The organism is Coriobacteriia bacterium (assembly GCA_013336165.1).
Lineage (GTDB): Bacteria > Actinomycetota > Coriobacteriia > Anaerosomatales > JAAXUF01 > JAAXUF01.
This window is the reverse complement of sequence record JAAXUF010000004.1, coordinates 98,562-114,730: the sequence shown is the minus strand read 5'-3', so window position 1 is coordinate 114,730 and position 16,169 is coordinate 98,562. Positions and strand designations below refer to the sequence as shown.

The 16,169-nt window shown below is 62.9% G+C and carries 17 protein-coding genes and 1 tRNA gene; 14 read left to right on the top strand and 4 right to left on the bottom strand.

Annotated features, from left to right (window positions below):
- The first annotated feature begins 7 nt into the window (after nt 1-7).
- Nucleotides 8-1,165: a hypothetical protein gene (locus tag HGA39_04610; protein ID NTW28627.1), complete on the top strand. Its 1,158-nt coding sequence runs from the start codon at nt 8-10 to the stop codon at nt 1,163-1,165.
- A 155-nt stretch (nt 1,166-1,320) separates the two neighbouring features.
- Entirely contained in the window at nt 1,321-1,467 is a 147-nt protein-coding gene (locus HGA39_04605) for a hypothetical protein (GenBank protein NTW28626.1), read from the top strand.
- Between the two features lies 1 nt (nt 1,468).
- Here the strand turns inward: HGA39_04605 and HGA39_04600 are convergent, their stop codons facing one another.
- Nucleotides 1,469-2,140 carry a hypothetical protein gene (locus HGA39_04600; GenBank protein ID NTW28625.1) on the bottom strand — a complete coding sequence of 224 codons (672 nt, stop codon included), beginning with the start codon at nt 2,138-2,140 and terminating at the stop codon, nt 1,469-1,471.
- A gap of 319 nt (nt 2,141-2,459) precedes the next feature.
- On the opposite strand from HGA39_04600, the gene HGA39_04595 reads away from it, so the two are divergent.
- From HGA39_04595 to HGA39_04565, 7 genes are all read left to right on the top strand, one after another.
- Nucleotides 2,460-4,067, top strand: coding sequence for an NAD+ synthase (locus HGA39_04595; GenBank protein ID NTW28624.1), 1,608 nt, complete (start codon nt 2,460-2,462; stop codon nt 4,065-4,067).
- Between the two features lie 78 nt (nt 4,068-4,145).
- Nucleotides 4,146-4,598 carry a GNAT family N-acetyltransferase gene (locus HGA39_04590; protein ID NTW28623.1) on the top strand — a complete coding sequence of 151 codons (453 nt, stop codon included), beginning with the start codon at nt 4,146-4,148 and terminating at the stop codon, nt 4,596-4,598.
- 135 nt (nt 4,599-4,733) lie between these two features.
- The gene (locus HGA39_04585) at nt 4,734-5,690 is read left to right on the top strand and encodes an aldolase (GenBank protein ID NTW28622.1); all 957 of its coding nucleotides are present in this window, start codon (nt 4,734-4,736) and stop codon (nt 5,688-5,690) included.
- A gap of 128 nt (nt 5,691-5,818) precedes the next feature.
- Nucleotides 5,819-6,730: an acetyl-CoA carboxylase carboxyltransferase subunit beta gene (locus HGA39_04580; GenBank protein ID NTW28621.1), complete on the top strand. Its 912-nt coding sequence runs from the start codon at nt 5,819-5,821 to the stop codon at nt 6,728-6,730.
- 21 nt (nt 6,731-6,751) lie between these two features.
- Nucleotides 6,752-7,705 carry an acetyl-CoA carboxylase carboxyltransferase subunit alpha gene (locus HGA39_04575; GenBank protein NTW28620.1) on the top strand — a complete coding sequence of 318 codons (954 nt, stop codon included), beginning with the start codon at nt 6,752-6,754 and terminating at the stop codon, nt 7,703-7,705.
- Nucleotides 7,706-7,709: 4 nt separating this feature from the next.
- Nucleotides 7,710-8,681 (top strand): 6-phosphofructokinase, encoded by a 972-nt coding sequence (gene pfkA / locus HGA39_04570; GenBank protein NTW28619.1) that lies wholly within the window; start codon nt 7,710-7,712, stop codon nt 8,679-8,681.
- A gap of 18 nt (nt 8,682-8,699) precedes the next feature.
- On the top strand, nt 8,700-9,272 hold the full coding sequence (locus tag HGA39_04565; GenBank protein ID NTW28618.1) for a fuculose phosphate aldolase: 573 nt from the start codon (nt 8,700-8,702) through the stop codon (nt 9,270-9,272).
- On the opposite strand, the gene HGA39_04560 is transcribed toward HGA39_04565, so the two are convergent.
- On the bottom strand, nt 9,269-10,258 hold the full coding sequence (locus HGA39_04560; protein ID NTW28617.1) for an adenosine deaminase: 990 nt from the start codon (nt 10,256-10,258) through the stop codon (nt 9,269-9,271). The two genes, HGA39_04565 and HGA39_04560, sit on opposite strands and share 4 nt — an antisense overlap.
- 122 nt (nt 10,259-10,380) lie before the next feature.
- Between HGA39_04560 and HGA39_04555 the strand changes: the two genes are divergently transcribed.
- Complete coding sequence (locus HGA39_04555) at nt 10,381-11,685, top strand: MFS transporter (GenBank protein ID NTW28616.1); 1,305 nt, start codon at nt 10,381-10,383, stop codon at nt 11,683-11,685.
- Between the two features lie 63 nt (nt 11,686-11,748).
- Here the strand turns inward: HGA39_04555 and HGA39_04550 are convergent.
- Together HGA39_04550 and HGA39_04545 are read right to left on the bottom strand one after the other, a co-directional pair.
- Nucleotides 11,749-11,834 (bottom strand) — tRNA-Leu (locus HGA39_04550).
- A 37-nt stretch (nt 11,835-11,871) separates the two neighbouring features.
- Nucleotides 11,872-12,657 carry a hypothetical protein gene (locus tag HGA39_04545; protein NTW28615.1) on the bottom strand — a complete coding sequence of 262 codons (786 nt, stop codon included), beginning with the start codon at nt 12,655-12,657 and terminating at the stop codon, nt 11,872-11,874.
- Between the two features lie 103 nt (nt 12,658-12,760).
- Here HGA39_04545 and HGA39_04540 point away from each other — a divergent pair, with 103 nt between their 5' ends.
- The 4 genes from HGA39_04540 (at nt 12,761) to HGA39_04525 (ending at nt 15,995) form a co-directional block, all read left to right on the top strand.
- Entirely contained in the window at nt 12,761-14,212 is a 1,452-nt protein-coding gene (locus tag HGA39_04540; protein NTW28614.1) for a hypothetical protein, read from the top strand.
- 43 nt (nt 14,213-14,255) lie between these two features.
- Nucleotides 14,256-14,786, top strand: coding sequence for a response regulator (locus tag HGA39_04535; GenBank protein NTW28613.1), 531 nt, complete (start codon nt 14,256-14,258; stop codon nt 14,784-14,786).
- Nucleotides 14,787-14,890: 104 nt separating this feature from the next.
- On the top strand, nt 14,891-15,343 hold the full coding sequence (locus tag HGA39_04530; GenBank protein ID NTW28612.1) for an Lrp/AsnC family transcriptional regulator: 453 nt from the start codon (nt 14,891-14,893) through the stop codon (nt 15,341-15,343).
- Between the two features lie 16 nt (nt 15,344-15,359).
- Nucleotides 15,360-15,995, top strand: a complete 636-nt coding sequence (locus tag HGA39_04525; GenBank protein ID NTW28611.1) for a LysE family transporter — start codon at nt 15,360-15,362, stop codon at nt 15,993-15,995.
- Nucleotides 15,996-16,169 lie beyond the last annotated feature (174 nt).

Below are 16,169 nucleotides of genomic sequence, written 5' to 3'. Positions count from 1 at the left end.
CCACTCGATGAGCGTATTTGTGCTGGAACCATCGGATCGTTTCGATCGACGAGTGCTCCAGGCCGTCGATGAGGATGATGACGGGATGTTCGATGTCTTTGAGAGCTTCCGCAGCTTCGACGGTGAGAGGCTAGGGGCGTGGAAATCGCCCAAGATGTATCTATCAACGATAGGCGGATCGGGAGGTCGGCACGAGACCTATCCCGTTCGATTTCCGTGGGTGTTCGTTTTCGATCATGAGATACACAGGCGAATGGCCAAGTATCTGAGCCGCTGGGGTCAGATTGTGAGACTGAACGTGCAAGGCGAAAAAGCCTATTGGGCACTCAATGTTACCAACATTCTGAATGAGAAGGCATATGATCCATCCCGGTCAAGTGTGCGACTTGAGGGCGGTTTGATCGTCGAGGTTCAATCGCTTTGCTTTGATGATAGGTTGGTGGGGAAGAACGGGATCTTCAGACTGGCGTCTATGCCGACGGCTATCTTTCTTACCGAAGATGCTGTCCACGAGTTTGAAAGGGCCGGCTGTAGCCTGCCCGATTTGCGGCAGGTATCGAGGTGTCTTGACTCGTCCCCTGCTCTCTCAGATAGACCGATTGCTGAGATCTATGAGTGGGTGTCGTCCATCGAAACGGCGGCCCTACTTCTCATTCCGGACGCTGACCCAAGTGTCCGGCTTTCGATCCAAAACGGCGAATCCGTTGTTGACAAATGGAACCCGCTTGAGGGCGAGATACTCGAGAGGGAAGGGCGTCGAAAACTCAAAAAGACCGATTTTCCGTGCTTCTTTTGTCCTGCCATGTCTGAGCGAGCTGCGAAAGCGCTTGGTCCGCTTCTTGCCAAGTATGGAGAGTTCTTACCTGTGGTTTGTGGGGGTGAGAAGTATTTCATATTCAACGTGCTTGAGGTGCGAGATGTGCTTGACGAAAACGAGTCGGTAATGCGGCGTTTGCGCCCCAACGAGCCTCCATATCGAATCGACAAGTGGGCGTTCAAGACGGCAGGGCTGGGAGGTGCCGGGATCTTTCGGCTTCCCCGAAGGTCGATAATGGTACCGCAGATCTTCTTCACAGGTGCCGTGCTTGATGATCTTCTACAGCCCGAGCTGACTGGTTTTACGTATCAGCTGCTGTGGTCAGCCGAACAGCAACTAGGCCGATGATTGTTTCATCTACATCATGGAGACCGAAATGATTCCCGAACCCTACCGCGTATTCGCATTCCTCGTCGGTTTGGCCTTCTGGCTCGTCCTGGTCGTCGCCGTAACCATCGCCTACAGTCTGCTCGGCCGGCCGGCCAGACTGGCCGCGTGTCGTCATGACTCTTATGCCGCTTCTGGTCGTGGTAATCGCCTTGGTGACACTCGCGCTCACTTGGGACTCGATGCTCTCCGTCTCGGCAATCGCCGTGGCAATGATCGTCGTCGTGCACCTCTTCCTCACGAAGTGGCTAGAACTCAAGTAGGCTAAGAGAACGTTTGCGGCCCGAGGTCCGCAGTCGGGTTGCCACTCATCGATCGAGGAAGAGAGGCTACCACGGGGATCAACCGCACTCCGCTCACAGCAATCGGCGCCGCTTCTGTGGGCGTCGACGAAGGCGGCGCAGCAACAGGCTCAGGCACGGGTGCCACCACAGGCTGGATTACGGGTGCGGGTTCTTCGATGTTGTTGAAACGGCGCGCGACGCTGGCAAAGGTCCAGTTCTTGGTGGTCGACTGAGCCGGATAGCCCCACGTCGACTCTTCCATGGCGGCGTACTGGCTATGGCTGTCGTTGAGCCAGCCCGCAAACAGGAGGGCGTGCCCAGGGCTCGTGAGGATGGCGTCACCCGGCTGAAGCTCGTCTTTCGAGATGCGCTGCGAGTACGAACTCATAGAGTACGTGGTGAAGGAGGTTCCTGCGCCCCAGGCCATCGAGACGAAGCCTGAGCAGTCCTGCCGATAGCCTTCGAAATAGGAAGTTTGGCTGTAGCGGACTTGTCGATCGACCCACGATGTGGCTCGGGCGAGCACTTCATCGCGGGTGATTGCTTGAGCCGGAATCACTGCTCCGGCCAGTAGAACGGACACCAAGAGGGGGAGAACAAACAGGAGCCGGCGCATTCTCGCCGGCCGTCGTACAGACTTGAGGTGCTCCATTCGCGGGCGCCCTTCGCCGGGGACTAAGACGCCTCAAGGCCGTACTCGGCGGACGCAGCCGGAACCTTGAACCGTGCCGATCCGCCCGAGTCAATTCCGCAGTCTTAGCGTTGCGTGGGCGGCGGCCGAAGCGGTGAACAGCGATATTGATGCCAAACCTGGAAACGCCGCAGGTAAGTAGCGTTATCCGGAGGTGTTGAGACCGCTCGGGGAGGCGGTCTCAACCAAGCTAAGCGCTACGCGAGCCTGAGTCAGGTAGACTTATCATGAGTAATGGCCACAAGCTTCACGAGGCCGCCGAGGAACACGGGAGTAGCCGATGCGCGTTGCGCTCGCCCAGATCAATTCGACCGTCGGCGATATCGACGGCAATGTCGGCCGTGTACTTCACGCCATTCGACGCGCCGAGAAGGCCGGAGCACAGATCACGCTGTTCCCGGAACTCGTGTTGACGGGCTACCCTCCGGAGGATCTTGTCCACAAGGACCACTTCATCGACGAGAATCTGGCGGCGCTTGCAACCGTCGCCCGCGCATGCACCAAGCCTGTGATTCTGGGATTCGTCGATCGGGTTGACGGCATGCTCTTCAACGCCGCTGCGCTGTGTCAGGACGGCGACGTGGTGCGCGTCTACCACAAGCGCCGGCTCCCCAACTACGGAGTCTTCGATGAGCACCGTTACTTCGTGCCGGGCGACGCACCCGATCTCGCCGAGTTGGGCGGGGGCGTTTTTGCCACCACTGTTTGCGAGGACGTGTGGGTTCCCGAGCTGGTCGAAGAAGCCGCCGAACTTGGAGCTTCCGTTGTGCTCAACATCTCGGCGTCGCCCTTCCATATGGGCAAGGGACGCGAGCGCGAGGAGATGCTCATCGCGCGTGCGCGCGACAACGGCGTGTGGCTGGTGTACTGCAACCTTGTCGGCGGGCAGGACGAGCTCGTCTTCGACGGCCGCAGCGTCGTGATCTCGCCAGACGGCGAAGTGATCGCGCGCGGGAGGGCGTTCGAGGAGGACCTCGTCATCGCCGATTTCACGCCTGGAACCTGCGAAGGCGTGTCGCACTACCTGGCGCCCACGCTGGAGCCTGAGGCCGAGGTCTACTCGGCGATCTGTCTCGGGCTTGGCGACTACGCGCGCAAGAACGGCTTCACGGACGTGGTATTCGGACTCTCGGGTGGCATCGACTCCGCGTTGGTCGCGGCAATCGCCGCCGACGCGCTGGGCGCTGATCACGTCCACGGCATCCTCATGCCAAGCCGCTACTCGTCGGAAGGCAGCGTGAGCGACTCAGTCGCGCTGGCGGAGGCGCTCGGCATCGGCACGCTTGAGCTGCCGGTCGAGGGTCCGTTCTCGGCGTTCCTTGATACTCTGGCCGGGCCGTTCTCGGGCACACAGCCCGATGTCGCCGAGGAGAATCTGCAGGCCCGCGTGCGCGGCACGTTGGTGATGGCGTTGTCGAACAAGTTCGGGTGGCTTCCGCTGGCAACCGGCAACAAGAGCGAGCTCTCGGTGGGATACTCGACGCTCTATGGGGACATGGTGGGAGGATTCGCTCCCATCAAAGACGTATTCAAGATGCACGTCTACGAGCTTGCGAGATGGCGTAACACGCAAGGCCGCAGCCCCGTGATCCCCGAGGCGATTCTGGCCAAGGCGCCCTCGGCCGAGCTGCGGGCAGGTCAGGTCGATCAGGACTCGCTGCCGCCGTACCCCGTGCTCGATGAGATTCTGCGGCGCTACGTCGAGCACGACGAGAGCCGAGACGAGATCTCGGCGCAAGGTTTCGACGCCGAGACGGTCGACCGCGTTGTGCGCATGACCGATGTCGCCGAGTACAAGCGGCGCCAGGGGCCGATCGGCGTCAAGATCACGTCGAAGTCTTTTGGCAAGGACCGGCGCATGCCGATTACCAATGGATTTAACGGTTGACGTTCGCGCTAGGCGGTATCATGTACACCGTGTGCGCTTCAGTTCTGGATTCGCCTCCAACCCGATCCCGGAGACCGGATGCCCTTCACCGATATCGTCATCGTCACCCACGACTGGCCTCGTTTCGGCGAGGTCCTCGACCTTTCCTACGACGTTTTATATGGGCCATTTGGAGTCGCGCGCGATGCCGAATGGTACCACCCTGCGCATGGCAGCCAGTTCGCTGTGGCGCTCGATGAGGGCGGACGGATTCTGGGCACCGCACGCTTGCTGCCGGTGGCGGGAGGCGTCAGCCGTCAAGTGCGCCAGGTGATGGTTGCCCCGCACGCGCACGGCCAAGGGGTGGGCCGACTGCTGATGCAGACGCTCGAGGACCTGGCTCGCTCGCAAGACGCCGAGGAACTCTGGCTCAACGCACGCTACACCGCCTACGGCTTCTACGAGAAGCTGGGCTACTTCTTCGAGGGGCCGGAGTTCGCGAGCGAACTCACCGGTATCGCCCACCGCACGATGCGCAAGTCGCTGGCCTGATCGTGCCGATGAGCCTCGCTCGCTTCCATCCGCGGCCTGCTTCGCGTAACCTGTTCCATGGTTTCATACTGCGCCTTGGTGGCAATGTAGGCGTCATCACAAGTACTACGTCATCGATTCTCAAGGAGGACCCTTATGCCGAAGATCAACCGTGACCTTGTCCGCGTCCCGGCCGATGTGCCGGATGTCGCCGTCGACACCTACATCGGAAGCTATCTTGCCGCGACTCAGGGCACAGGCCGCCTGATGCTCTTCGCGTGCGACCAGAAGATCGAGCACTTAAACGACGACTTCTTCGGTGAGGGAATCGACGCGGCGGACTCTGAGCCCGAGCACCTGTTCCGCATCGGCGAGCAGGGCGTCATTGGCGTCCTTGCCGGCCAGCGCGGCCTCATCGCGCAGTACGCCGCTGACTATCCGGACATCAACTACCTCGTGAAGATGAACTCGAAGACGCACCTGGTGAAGACTTCGACCAATCCCGAGAAGCACCAGGACGATCCGTATTCGCCCCAGCTCTACGACATCCAGACGGTGCTCGACCTGCGCGACAACGGCGTCAACGTTGTCGGTATCGGCTACACGATCTACCTGGGCTCGGAGTACGAGTCGACCATGATGGCCGAGGCCGGCCAACTCATCGCCGATGCGCACGCCAACGGCCTCATCGTCGTGCTGTGGATGTACCCGCGGGGCAAGGCAGTCGCCAACGAGAAGGACGCGCACCTCATCGCCGGTGCTGCCGGTACCGCGGCCTGCCTGGGCGCCGACTTCGTGAAGGTCAACCCGCCCAAGGGTGACGACACCGCCACATCGGCCGAGAAGCTCAAAGAAGCCGCGCTTTCCAGCGGCCGCACCGGCCTTGTGTGCGCCGGCGGCTCGACGGTTGACGCCAAGACGTTCCTGACGCAGCTCCACGAACAGATCCACGTGGGTGGTGCCATCGGCAACGCGACCGGTCGCAACATCCACCAGCGCTCGCTGGATGAAGCCGTCCGTCTCACCAAGGCGATCAGCGCGATAACCTTCCGCGATTACGACGCCGACCGCGCACTTGCGGTGTTCAACGGCACGGAGGATTTCAAGCTCTAGATTCACACTCGACAAAACCGCCATGCGGCACCGTCCGGCCCTCCACAGGAAGCCTGGCGGTGCCGCAGCGGTTCTCTCGGGAATAGTAGACTCGTCGGTACATATTGAGTCGGAGGCAGGCGTACTCTATGTCGATCGCAGACTGGCTTTCCGCCAGGGAGAACAAGCGCTACACCCGCGTCGCTGAATCGCGCCCGGCCGCCGGCGGGGCAGAGGTTCCGGATGGCGTCTGGGTCAAATGCGAGAGCTGCAACAAGATCATCTACGAGGGTGAACTCGCCGACAATGCGCGCGTGTGCCCCGGTTGCGGCTTCCACTTCGATCTGACGGCGCCACAGCGCATCGAGCTCATAGCCGACGATGGCCTGTTCGCCGAGATGGACGCGGATCTCGTTCCGTGTGACCCCCTTGAGTTCGTTGCCCTGAAGCCCTACGAGGCGCAGGTGGCCAGCGCTTCTGAGAAAAGCGGCCTGAATGAGGCGATCATGACCGGTCGCGCCCACATTGATGGCCGCGAAGTCGTGCTGGTCGCGATGGATTTCCGTTTCATCGGAGCATCGATGGGGTCGGTCGTCGGCGAGAAAGTCGTCAGGGCCTTTGAATTTGCCACGAGAGAACGTATTCCTGTCGTGTGCTTTGCGGCATCGGGTGGCGCGCGTATGCAGGAAGGCATGCTCTCGCTCATGCAGATGGCCAAGACCAGCGCCGCCGTCCGCAGACATGCCGAGGCCGGGCTGCTCTACATCTCCATTCTCACCAATCCCACGTACGGCGGGGTTACCGCATCGTTTGCGGTGCTTGCCGACGTCCTGCTCGCCGAGCCGGGCGCGCTTATCGGCTTCTCCGGTCAGCGCGTGATCGAGCAGACCATCCGCCAGAAGCTGCCCAAAGGCTTCCAGACCGCCGAGTTCATGCTCGAGCACGGTATGATCGATGACGTCGTGCCGCGTGGCGAGCTCAAGGCCCGCATTTCGCTGCTGCTTGGCTACCTAGACTCCGCCGAACCTTCCGCCGCAGGAACGAAAGGCGGTGTTCTCTAGATGGTGAAGCCGCGCTACGTTATGGATTTCGAGCGTCCACTCTTCGACCTCGAGAAGAAGCTCGAAGATCTGCGTCGCCTGAGCCTCGCCGAGGCACCCGAACTCGCCGCCGAGGTTGATTCGCTCGCCGCCGAAATCGCCAAACTTCGGATTGAGACCTACACCAGGCTTTCTCCGTGGGACCGCGTGCAAATCGCGCGTCACCCTGAGCGCCCCAAGACTCAGCACTATGTCGAGGCGCTATTCACGGATGTCATCGAGCTGCACGGCGATCGCCTCTTTGGCGACGACGAGGCCATGTTCGCAGGACTTGCCACGCTTGGTGAGCAACGCATCGCGTTTCTCGGCCACCGCAAAGGCAGCAACACCACGGAAAACATTCGCCGACACTTCGGCAGCCCGCACCCGGAGGGCTTCCGGAAAGCCATGCGCGTCATGCGCCTCGCCGAGAAGTTCGGTCTGCCGCTCGTTACCTTCCTTGACACGTTCGGCGCGTATCCGGGCATCGAAGCCGAGGAGCGCGGTCAGGCGTGGGCGATCGCAGAGTCCATCGAGCTTCTGTCCGGCTTGCGGGTGCCCATCGTCGTCGCCGATATCGGCGAGGGCGGTAGCGGCGGGGCGCTTGCAATCGGGTTTGGCGATCATCTCATCATGCTGGAGAACTCGTACTACTCGGTGAGCAGTCCCGAGGCGTGCGCGTCGATCCTCTACCGCGACTCCGGCCAGGCAGAGGCGGCGTCCTCCTGCCTGCGCATGACGGCACGGGATGTCTACGAGTTCGGCATCGCGGACGAGATCATCCCGGAGCCTCTCGGCGGGGCTCATCGTGATCCTAGCGGCGTGATCTCGGCGGTGGGTGTCGCCATTTCCGACGCACTCGACCGACTTTCGGGTACTCTTCCTGAAGACCTGTTCGTTCGCCGGTATGACCGGCTTCGCGACATAGGCGAGTACTGCAGACTCCCGGGGGAGTGAGCTCATGGCGGATATCCGATCCAGGATCGCGGTTCTGACCAGCGGGGGAGACGCGCCGGGCATGAACGCGGCGATCCGCTCGGTAGTCAGGTCCGGCATCGCGCGCGGCGCCGAGGTCATCGGCATCGAGCACGGTTTCGAGGGGCTGCTCGAGGGGCGCATGCGTCCGCTTGCGGTGAGCGATGTCGGCGGCGTACTCGACCGCGGTGGCACGTTCCTTGGCACGTCGCGCTCGGCACGCTTTGAGACTGCCGAGGGTGTCGCCCAGGGTGCCGAGGTTCTGCGCTCGGCAGGCATCGACGGCCTTCTGATTATCGGCGGGGACGGTTCCTACCGTGCGGCGGAGGAACTCCACTCAATCGGCGTGCGGGTCGTGGGCGTGCCGGGCACCATCGACAACGATGTCGCCGGCACTGACACGTCAATTGGCTTCGACACGGCGCTCAACACGGTGTGCGACGCCGTCAGCAAGATCCGTGACACCGCTTCGAGCCACGAGCGCACGTTCGTGATCGAGGTCATGGGTCGCAGCTGCGGCATCCTAGCGACCTACGCCGGACTCGCGTGCGGCGGCGACTGCATCCTGGTGCCCGAGGTGCCGTGGAGCATGGCCGAGGTCGTCGAGTGCGTCGCTGTGGGCACGCGCCGAGGCAAGCGGCATTCGCTGGTGATCCTTGCCGAGGGAGCCGGACACGCCTTCACCGTCGCCGAGCAACTCGGCGCGGCAAGCGGGCACGAGGTGCGTGCGGTCGTTCTCGGCTACGTGCAGCGCGGGGGATCGCCGTCGGCATTCGACCGCCTCCTCGCAAGCCGGATGGGCGCGCGTGCCGTGGAGGCGATTCTCGGCGGGGTGAGTGGGGTTGCCGTCGGGTTGCAGGCGGCCAACGTGGTCGCGTATCCGCTGCACGATGCATACGACACGCAGCATCTGCTGCGCACCGAGATACACCAACTTGCGCGTGTCCTGGCGCTCTAGACTGAAAGGCGTACCAGTATGTCCCTGAGCCGCTACGAGCTGTTCTCCCGAGTCGGCCGGGACCTGTTCCTTTCGGGCGCCGTGACGAGCCATGGCGGAAACCTGTCCGTGAGGGCGGGAGACAGCATCTTCATCACTCGGCGCGGCTCGATGCTGGGGCGCCTGGCAGAGGGAGACCTCGTCGAGACCTCGATCGATGAGTGCGACGTCGACGCCGAGTGCAGCCGGGAACTCGTGGTACACCGGGCGATCTACTGTGCCACCGGCGCGAGGGCGATCGTGCACGCGCACACTACGCACACGATCTTTCGTTCGCTCATCGAAGACGACATTCGGCCCATCGATTCGGAATCGCTCTACGTGATCGGTGCGTCGGTCCCCGTTCTGGCGCCACGCCGCACGATCGCGTCGCCTGAGGCCGCCGAGATGCTCGCCACTGCGCTGCAAAACGTGAGTGTTGCGGTGCTGCGCTCGCACGGTCCCTTCGCGATCGCCGACACGCTCGAGGAAGCGTTCTATCGCATCAGCGCGCTGGAGGCGTCGTGCCGGGTGCTCGATCTGCGGGACAGTGTGGGGCGCGAACTGCGCTAGGGGCGTGCTCCCGCGAACACCGCATCCAGCTCACCGATGAGCGTCGATTTGCGCGCATCGGCGGCGAATGATCCCTCGATAGCGTTCCTGCCCAAGGCGTGGAGATCGTCGCGTGTGAGCCCAAGCTCCCGGGTCGCTGCCAACAGGTTGTCTCCGATGTAGCCACCGAAGTACGCGGGATCATCCGAGTTCACGGTCACTCGAACGCCGGCGTCGAGAAGCGCCTTCAGCGGCGAATCGGCGATGGTGGGCGTCACCCGTAGCTTGAGGTTTGAGAACGGGCACACGGTCAGAGCGACACCTTCGCGGACCAGCCGGGCTACCAACTGCGGATCCTCTACAGAGCGCACGCCGTGGTCGATGCGCCGCACCTTCAGTACGTCGAGCGTCCGCGTCACGAGATCGGCGCCACCTTCTTCGCCGGCGTGGGCGACACACAGGAGACCCAGTTCGCGGGCGAGGGCGAACACCTCCGCGAACTTCTCGGGAGGGTTGCCGATCTCGGCGGAATCCAGGCCGACGGCTGCGATGCGGCCGAGCCATGGTTGAGCCTCACGCAGGGTGGCCTCGGCGCTTGCGGCCGGCAGGTCGCGTAAGAAGCACAGGATGAGGCGGCTGGTGATGCCGAACTCACGCTCTCCCTCGGCCAGGCCGTCGAGGATACCGGCGATAGCGGTGTCGAACGCAACGCCGCGGGCGGTGTGCGTCTGCGGGTCGAAGAACGGCTCCACGTGGCGGACGTTGTCGCTTGCGGCGCGGCGAAGGTAGGAAAGCGTCACGTCGCGGAAATCCTCGCGCGTGACGAGAACCGCACAGCTCGCGTAGTAGATGTCGAGAAACGACTGCAGATCTTCGAAGTCGTAGGCTGCGCGCGTCTCCTGAGCGTCGGCGAACGGCACCTTGACGCCGTTTCGGCGGGCGAGTGCGAGCATCTGCTCGGGTTCGAGCGTTCCCTCGAGGTGGACGTGCAACTCGACCTTCGGCATCGCCGAGACCAGAGCGGCGAGGTCGGCATTGCGGTCAAGTTCAGAACTGCTCACTGCTTCTCCTCGATCTCGGGAACCATCCTGTGTGAAACGTATACCCTACCTGCCGATGGGGAGTGACTGTGCCCGCATACACCCAGCGAAAGATACTCGTCGCCTACCTTACGACGAACGGGCTCTTCACGCTCGCGTCATCCCTGATATGGGCGGTCAACACCATCTTCCTCCTTCAGCGCGGCGGGCTGACGATCTTCCAGGTGATGCTTGTGAACACCGCGTTCACGGTTGGCGAGTTCATATTCCAGGTTCCCACGGGGGTGATCGCCGACACGATCGGCCGCCGAGCATCCTACCTTCTGGCCATCGGTACGCTGGTGGTGTCGACTCTGCTGTATGTCGCGGTGCCGATCTTCGGTTGGGGGCTCCTTGGATTCGTCCTCGCCAGCCTGCTTCTGGGTCTTGGGTTCACGTTCCAGATCGGCGCTGTTGACGCGTGGATGGTCGATGCGCTCGACCACGCCGGCTGGGAGGGTTCGAAGAACCGCGTGTTTGCCTGGGGACAGATGGCGTTCGGCACGGCCACGTTGGTGGGCAGCCTGCTGGGCGGGTTTCTCGGCCAGGTTGACCTTGTGTGGCCGTATCTCTTGCGCGCGGCGGCGCTGGCTGCGGCCTTCGCGCTCGTCACCGCACTCGTGCACGATTCCGGCTTCAAGCCCAGGGCGTTGCACGTCTCCAACTTCCGAGAGGAGACGCGGCGCGTGTTCTCGGCGGGAGTGAAGCTGGGCTGGGGGAGCCCGGTCCTGCGACCGCTGCTCTTCACCTCGTTGCTTACGGGGATCTTCGGCATCTACAGCTTCTACTCATGGCAGCCGTATGTGCTGGAGCTGCTCGGGAAAAACTATGTGTGGCTACTCGGGATCGTGCAGGCGGTATTCTCGCTTGCGATGATCGGCGGGAACCTGCTGGTCCGAGTTGTGGGTTCGCGCATCGCGAATCCGGCGGGTGCGACCAGGGTTCTCGCGTTCAACTCGGCGGCCGGCATGGTGATTGCGGCATCGATAGGGCTGGTGGCGGTGGTGACGCACGCGCGAGGCGTGGGCCCGGCGCTGGTGGCGATTGGCCTGTGGCTCCTTTGGGGAGTGCTCTTTGGACTGAGTGGTCCTCTGCGCGCAGGGTTTGTCAACGAGCACATTCCTTCCGCCGAGCGAGCCACGATGCTTTCGATCGACTCGCTCTTCGGCGACGTTGGCGGCAGCGTGGGTCAGCCGGCGCTGGGCTACCTGTCTGGTCGCTTCGGAATCTCGGCGGGGTGGCTTGTCGGCGCGCTGTTTGTGGGAGCTGCGGCCCCGTTCTACGTGCGCGCGGGGCGCGCGGCGGGCGCAGATCCGGCGGGAGAATCGCCGGTCTCCTCGGATACTCGGCGGTAGGCCACGACGGCATCCGATGCGTTATCGGAGCCAGTCATGAGATCGGCCTCCCGGGATGAAACGTGGTGGGCGAGGTGGGAGTCGAACCCACACGACCTCTCGGCCAAAGGTTTTTGAGACCTCCGCGTCTGCCATTCCGCCACTCGCCCATATCGGCCACCGAGCATGAAGCTCGGACACCGTCGGTCAGTATAGCGTGTCGGACTGGGGCATGTCCCACGTCTCGTCAAGCCGATTCTGCGATTCCCCGTAGTCCTCGTCGTCGAGAGCGCGAAGTGAGCTGTTCTCCATGCCAAGCTCGACGATCCGCGCCACCAGCTGCAGTCCGTCAAGTGTCTGCTCGGGGAAGCTGCCCGACTTGCGCCAAATACACAGCACATTCTTGAGATGGCCTTTGACTCGAAGCGGGACAGCGAGTGCCGTCGAGCCGTCACCGAATGTTGACAGGGTAAGGGGAGTGCCTCTGCCCACAGTCTCGATAGACGCCCTCATCACGGCGTCGCGCGCAGCTTCGCGGTACTCCTCGTTTCTTACGGACAGTTCGAGATCGGCTCCGACAACTGCGGATGCGTTGGCGCCGAAATGCTCGGCGACCTGGCTCAACAGTTCCCGAAGCCCCTCGTCCTGCGGGTGAGTGACCATGATTTCCGCGGCGTGCTGAGCGAACGCGAACCGGTCGACGGAGGCCATGATCTCGGCGCGAGCCTGCAGAAGTTCAGCATACGAGTGCTGCAGCTTCAGTTGGAGACGGCGTTGCTGGTCGGCGAGATAAATGACGATTCCGAAGACGGTGGCGACGCTCAAAGCCCGAACCCAGTTGTCGCTGAAGATCCAGAAGGAAGGCACCTCTACTCGGGCAATCAGCATGAACACCAACACACCCGAAACTGCGGTCAGAGCGAGGATGACGAAATACGCGATCAGGTTGAGCTGAGATTCCCGCTCCAGTAGAGGTGAGACTTCATGCTCCATGGATGCCCCTCGGTCATTGGCGCAGCGCTCCGCCCCCGGTCTTCTATCGGATTGTATGCTTCGCAGACCTGTTTCGTCTTCCCTCCGCGCGTATACTTCTTCTATGACTTCATCCGATCTCATATCGGCCTACCCTGAAGACGTCCGGGTCCATTTGCGAAATGCTGCCGCGAACCTGCAGCTCATTGCCGACATGGGCTATGGAGACTTCGCGCTGGCGGTGCTTGGACCGGACGAACTTCTCACCGTCGCGGCTGACGCGCGCCCCAGCACGGCCGTGGCGCCGTTTGCTTCCAGCCGCAACGGCAAGACGCTCGATCGCCAGGAGGAACCCGAGGCGTACGAGGCGCTTGCATCGAAGCGTCCGGTCTTTGGCGATCGGCGCAGGGTGGCGCGCGGCATCAAGTACGGTACCGCGGCGTGGCCGATCGGCACCCCGGAGCCTTTTGCCGTGGTCATCCGCGACCTTGCCGAGGCGGTCGCTGAGTCGCCGGGTGCGATGGAGAACGCGTTCATGGATGCCGCGGAGGAGCTGCTCGAGGCGCTGAACTCCGGGCCGCTCATGGACTATCGAACCGGCGGGCCGTTTGCGACCACACGTCGCGCCGGCGATGGTGTCATGCGCGTGAGCGGCGCGGGCCAGGTCACCTATGCGAGCCCCAACGCCGTGAACATCATGCGCTTGTCCGGCGTCGAGGGAACTCTGAGAGACTCCAAGGCCACGATCCTTCCGGGAGCGGGCATCGCAATTGTCCCCGTCCTAGGCGGCAATCGTGCGATGGCGACAGACGTGGAGGTGGGCGGGCGTGTCTTCGAGTATCGCACGATCGCCCTTCCCGCAGGCGCTCTGGTCCTCGTCGAGGACAGAACCGAGGCTCGTCGGCGCGATCAGGAGATCAAGGTCAAGGAAGCGACCATCCGAGAAGTCCACCACCGCGTGAAGAACAACCTGCAGACCATTGCGAGCCTTCTGCGCATCCAAGCACGCCGCAGCGAGTCGGTCGAGACGCGGCACGCCCTCGCCGAGGCGACAGAGCGCGTGAGTTCCATGGCGGTCGTGCACGATCTGCTCGCCGGAAGCGACAAGGAGTGTGTCGACTTCGCCGAGGCCGCCCGCACCATCGTCGGGCTTGTGAGCCGGGGGATTTTGGGTGAGGGGAGTGCGATCACAGTATCGGTCGAAGGCGTCACCGGTGACGTGGATGCGCATACCGCGACCGCACTTGCGCTGGCGGTGGCCGAGCTCGTGCACAACGCGCTCGAGCATGGCATCGCGGATCGCCAGAGCGGGCACGTCGAGGTCGTCATGCGGCGCGTTCCGGGTGAGCTCGTGATCACCGTGCGCGACGACGGCGCGGGGCTGCCGGAAGGCTTCGACCCGGCCACCTCGGCGAATCTGGGCTTGACGATCGTGCGCACTGTCGTCGAGGACGATCTGCGCGGCACGCTGACGTTCTCGGGCGGCCGCGGCACGACCGTCACGGTGCGCGCACCGCTGCCTGATCTGGCCCACTGCGAACCTAAGCCGTCTGCGTTCGACACTCTGGAGGACTGATCGAGTGCGCATTCTGATCGCCGAGGACGAGGCGCTCATCCGCATGGACCTGCGCGAGATGCTCGAAGAAGAGGGGCACGAGGTCGTCGGTGAGGCGCGTGACGGCGCCGAGGCCATCGAGTTAGCGCGCAGGCTGCACCCAGACATCGTCTTCATGGACATCAATATGCCCAACGTGAGCGGCATCGAGGCCGCCGCGGTGCTCGGCGAAGAGCGTCTGGCTCCCGTGGTCATGGTAACCGCGTTCTCGCAAGCTAGTTATGTGGAACAGGCGGCGGCGGGCGGTGCGATGGGCTACGTTGTCAAGCCGTTCTCGCGTGCCGACATACTGCCGGCGATGGCTATCGCCATCTCGCGTTACGCCGAGACAGTCTCGCTTGCCAACGAAGTCGCCGACCTCGCCGAGCGTCTGGAGACTCGGAAGCTTGTCGACCGCGCGAAGGGGATTCTCATGGCACGGGGGGCGAGTGAGCCCGAGGCGTTCAAGCGCCTTCAGAAGGTCGCGATGGACAAGCGAAAGACGCTTCGGGAGATGGCTGAAGCGGTCATTCTCGCCGCAGAAGCCGAGATCTAATTCTAGAAGGCAATCTTGCGAGTTTGGCTTATCATAGTAGGCATATTGTCATATATGCCAAGTAATAGTAGACTCCATGGGTGCCATACGTAGAAGGGGACCACATGGATTCCACGGATCTCACCATTCTGAAAACACTTGCCGCCGATGGCCGCACTACGTTTACAGATCTCGCCGCCAAGATCGGGCTTTCCGGCCCGTCTACGGCGGATCGCGTGCGACGCCTCGAAGAGCGCGGCGTCATCACAGGATACTCGGCTTCGATCGATCCTGCATCAGTCGGTCTCGATCTCTGCGCCTTCGTCTCTCTGACGCTGTCGCATGGCGCCGACAAGGACGCGTTCCTCACGGCGCTTGAGGCGATTCCCGAAGTGGTCGAATGCCACCATGTGACCGGTGAGCACGACTACCTGCTCAAAGTCCGCTGTGACGGTACTCAGGGGCTCGAGAACCTCATCAGCGTGGCGCTGAAGAACATCGGTCCGGTGGATCGCACGCATACGACAGTCGTGTTGTCGTCGCCGATCGAGCGGCCTCTCGTTCCGTTTGCCGGGTAAGTCGTTCAAGGACATGATGCTCATCGGACTCTTCGTGCGCACCTTCGTGATCGGTGCGGCCATCGCGGCGCCGATCGGCGCCATGGGGATGCTCTGCATCCAGCGTACGCTGGAGCGCGGCACGAAGGCCGGCGTGGCAACGGGCCTCGGCATCGCGACTGCCGACGGCCTCTACGCCGCGCTTGCGGCTTTCGGCGTGACAGCGGTTTCCTCGGCGCTGGTCTCCTGGCGCATGCCCCTGCAAGTTGTGGGAGGGTGCGTGCTCGTCTGGTTCGGACTGCGCTCGATGCTGCGCCCTGCCGAGAAGCCGGGATCCGGCGAGGCTGTCGCAGACTCGAACGGGGGTATCGGCAGTGCCGCGCTGTACGGCTCGGCTGTGGGGCTGACGCTCGCGAATCCGATGACGATCATGTCGTTTGTCGCAGTGTTCGCCAGCGCGGTGCTTCCTGCCGGCAACGGGACAACGTCTGCTGCGGTGGCCACGGCCGGGGTTGCCCTCGGCTCACTGGCGTGGTGGGTGGCGCTGATCATCGGCGTTTCGCTGGTGCGCGTTCGTGTCGGATCGCGCACTGTGGCGGGCATCAGCCGAGTGTCGGGGGCGGTGCTGGTTCTGTTCGGAGTTGTGGCAGTGTGGGGAGTGCATGTGGGCTGATTGCCATCCGGTGTATATGGCGGCAAGATCCCAGATGTCAAGGAGCCTTTGACGCAACAAGGGACATGCCGGGCCGCCGGCGTTTCGCAGACGCTTCCAGTCTTGCGCGCTTGGAAGGCACCCACTCCATGGACCTCGCCGATTCCGTCGAGGCAGTTGGATAGGCCTTGCCCC

What these genes read in the sequence shown, in the direction of transcription:
- HGA39_04610 (NTW28627.1), top strand. Translation starts at nt 8, where the DNA reads ATGAGCGTATTTGTGCTGGAACCATCGGATCGTTTCGATCGACGAGTG.
- HGA39_04605 (NTW28626.1), top strand. Translation starts at nt 1,321, where the DNA reads ATGACTCTTATGCCGCTTCTGGTCGTGGTAATCGCCTTGGTGACACTC.
- HGA39_04600 (NTW28625.1), bottom strand. Translation starts at nt 2,140, where the DNA reads ATGGAGCACCTCAAGTCTGTACGACGGCCGGCGAGAATGCGCCGGCTC.
- HGA39_04595 (NTW28624.1), top strand. Translation starts at nt 2,460, where the DNA reads ATGCGCGTTGCGCTCGCCCAGATCAATTCGACCGTCGGCGATATCGAC.
- HGA39_04590 (NTW28623.1), top strand. Translation starts at nt 4,146, where the DNA reads ATGCCCTTCACCGATATCGTCATCGTCACCCACGACTGGCCTCGTTTC.
- HGA39_04585 (NTW28622.1), top strand. Translation starts at nt 4,734, where the DNA reads ATGCCGAAGATCAACCGTGACCTTGTCCGCGTCCCGGCCGATGTGCCG.
- HGA39_04580 (NTW28621.1), top strand. Translation starts at nt 5,819, where the DNA reads ATGTCGATCGCAGACTGGCTTTCCGCCAGGGAGAACAAGCGCTACACC.
- HGA39_04575 (NTW28620.1), top strand. Translation starts at nt 6,752, where the DNA reads ATGGATTTCGAGCGTCCACTCTTCGACCTCGAGAAGAAGCTCGAAGAT.
- pfkA (NTW28619.1), top strand. Translation starts at nt 7,710, where the DNA reads ATGGCGGATATCCGATCCAGGATCGCGGTTCTGACCAGCGGGGGAGAC.
- HGA39_04565 (NTW28618.1), top strand. Translation starts at nt 8,700, where the DNA reads ATGTCCCTGAGCCGCTACGAGCTGTTCTCCCGAGTCGGCCGGGACCTG.
- HGA39_04560 (NTW28617.1), bottom strand. Translation starts at nt 10,258, where the DNA reads ATGCCGAAGGTCGAGTTGCACGTCCACCTCGAGGGAACGCTCGAACCC.
- HGA39_04545 (NTW28615.1), bottom strand. Translation starts at nt 12,657, where the DNA reads ATGGAGCATGAAGTCTCACCTCTACTGGAGCGGGAATCTCAGCTCAAC.
- HGA39_04540 (NTW28614.1), top strand. Translation starts at nt 12,761, where the DNA reads ATGACTTCATCCGATCTCATATCGGCCTACCCTGAAGACGTCCGGGTC.
- HGA39_04535 (NTW28613.1), top strand. Translation starts at nt 14,256, where the DNA reads ATGGACCTGCGCGAGATGCTCGAAGAAGAGGGGCACGAGGTCGTCGGT.
- HGA39_04530 (NTW28612.1), top strand. Translation starts at nt 14,891, where the DNA reads ATGGATTCCACGGATCTCACCATTCTGAAAACACTTGCCGCCGATGGC.
- HGA39_04525 (NTW28611.1), top strand. Translation starts at nt 15,360, where the DNA reads ATGCTCATCGGACTCTTCGTGCGCACCTTCGTGATCGGTGCGGCCATC.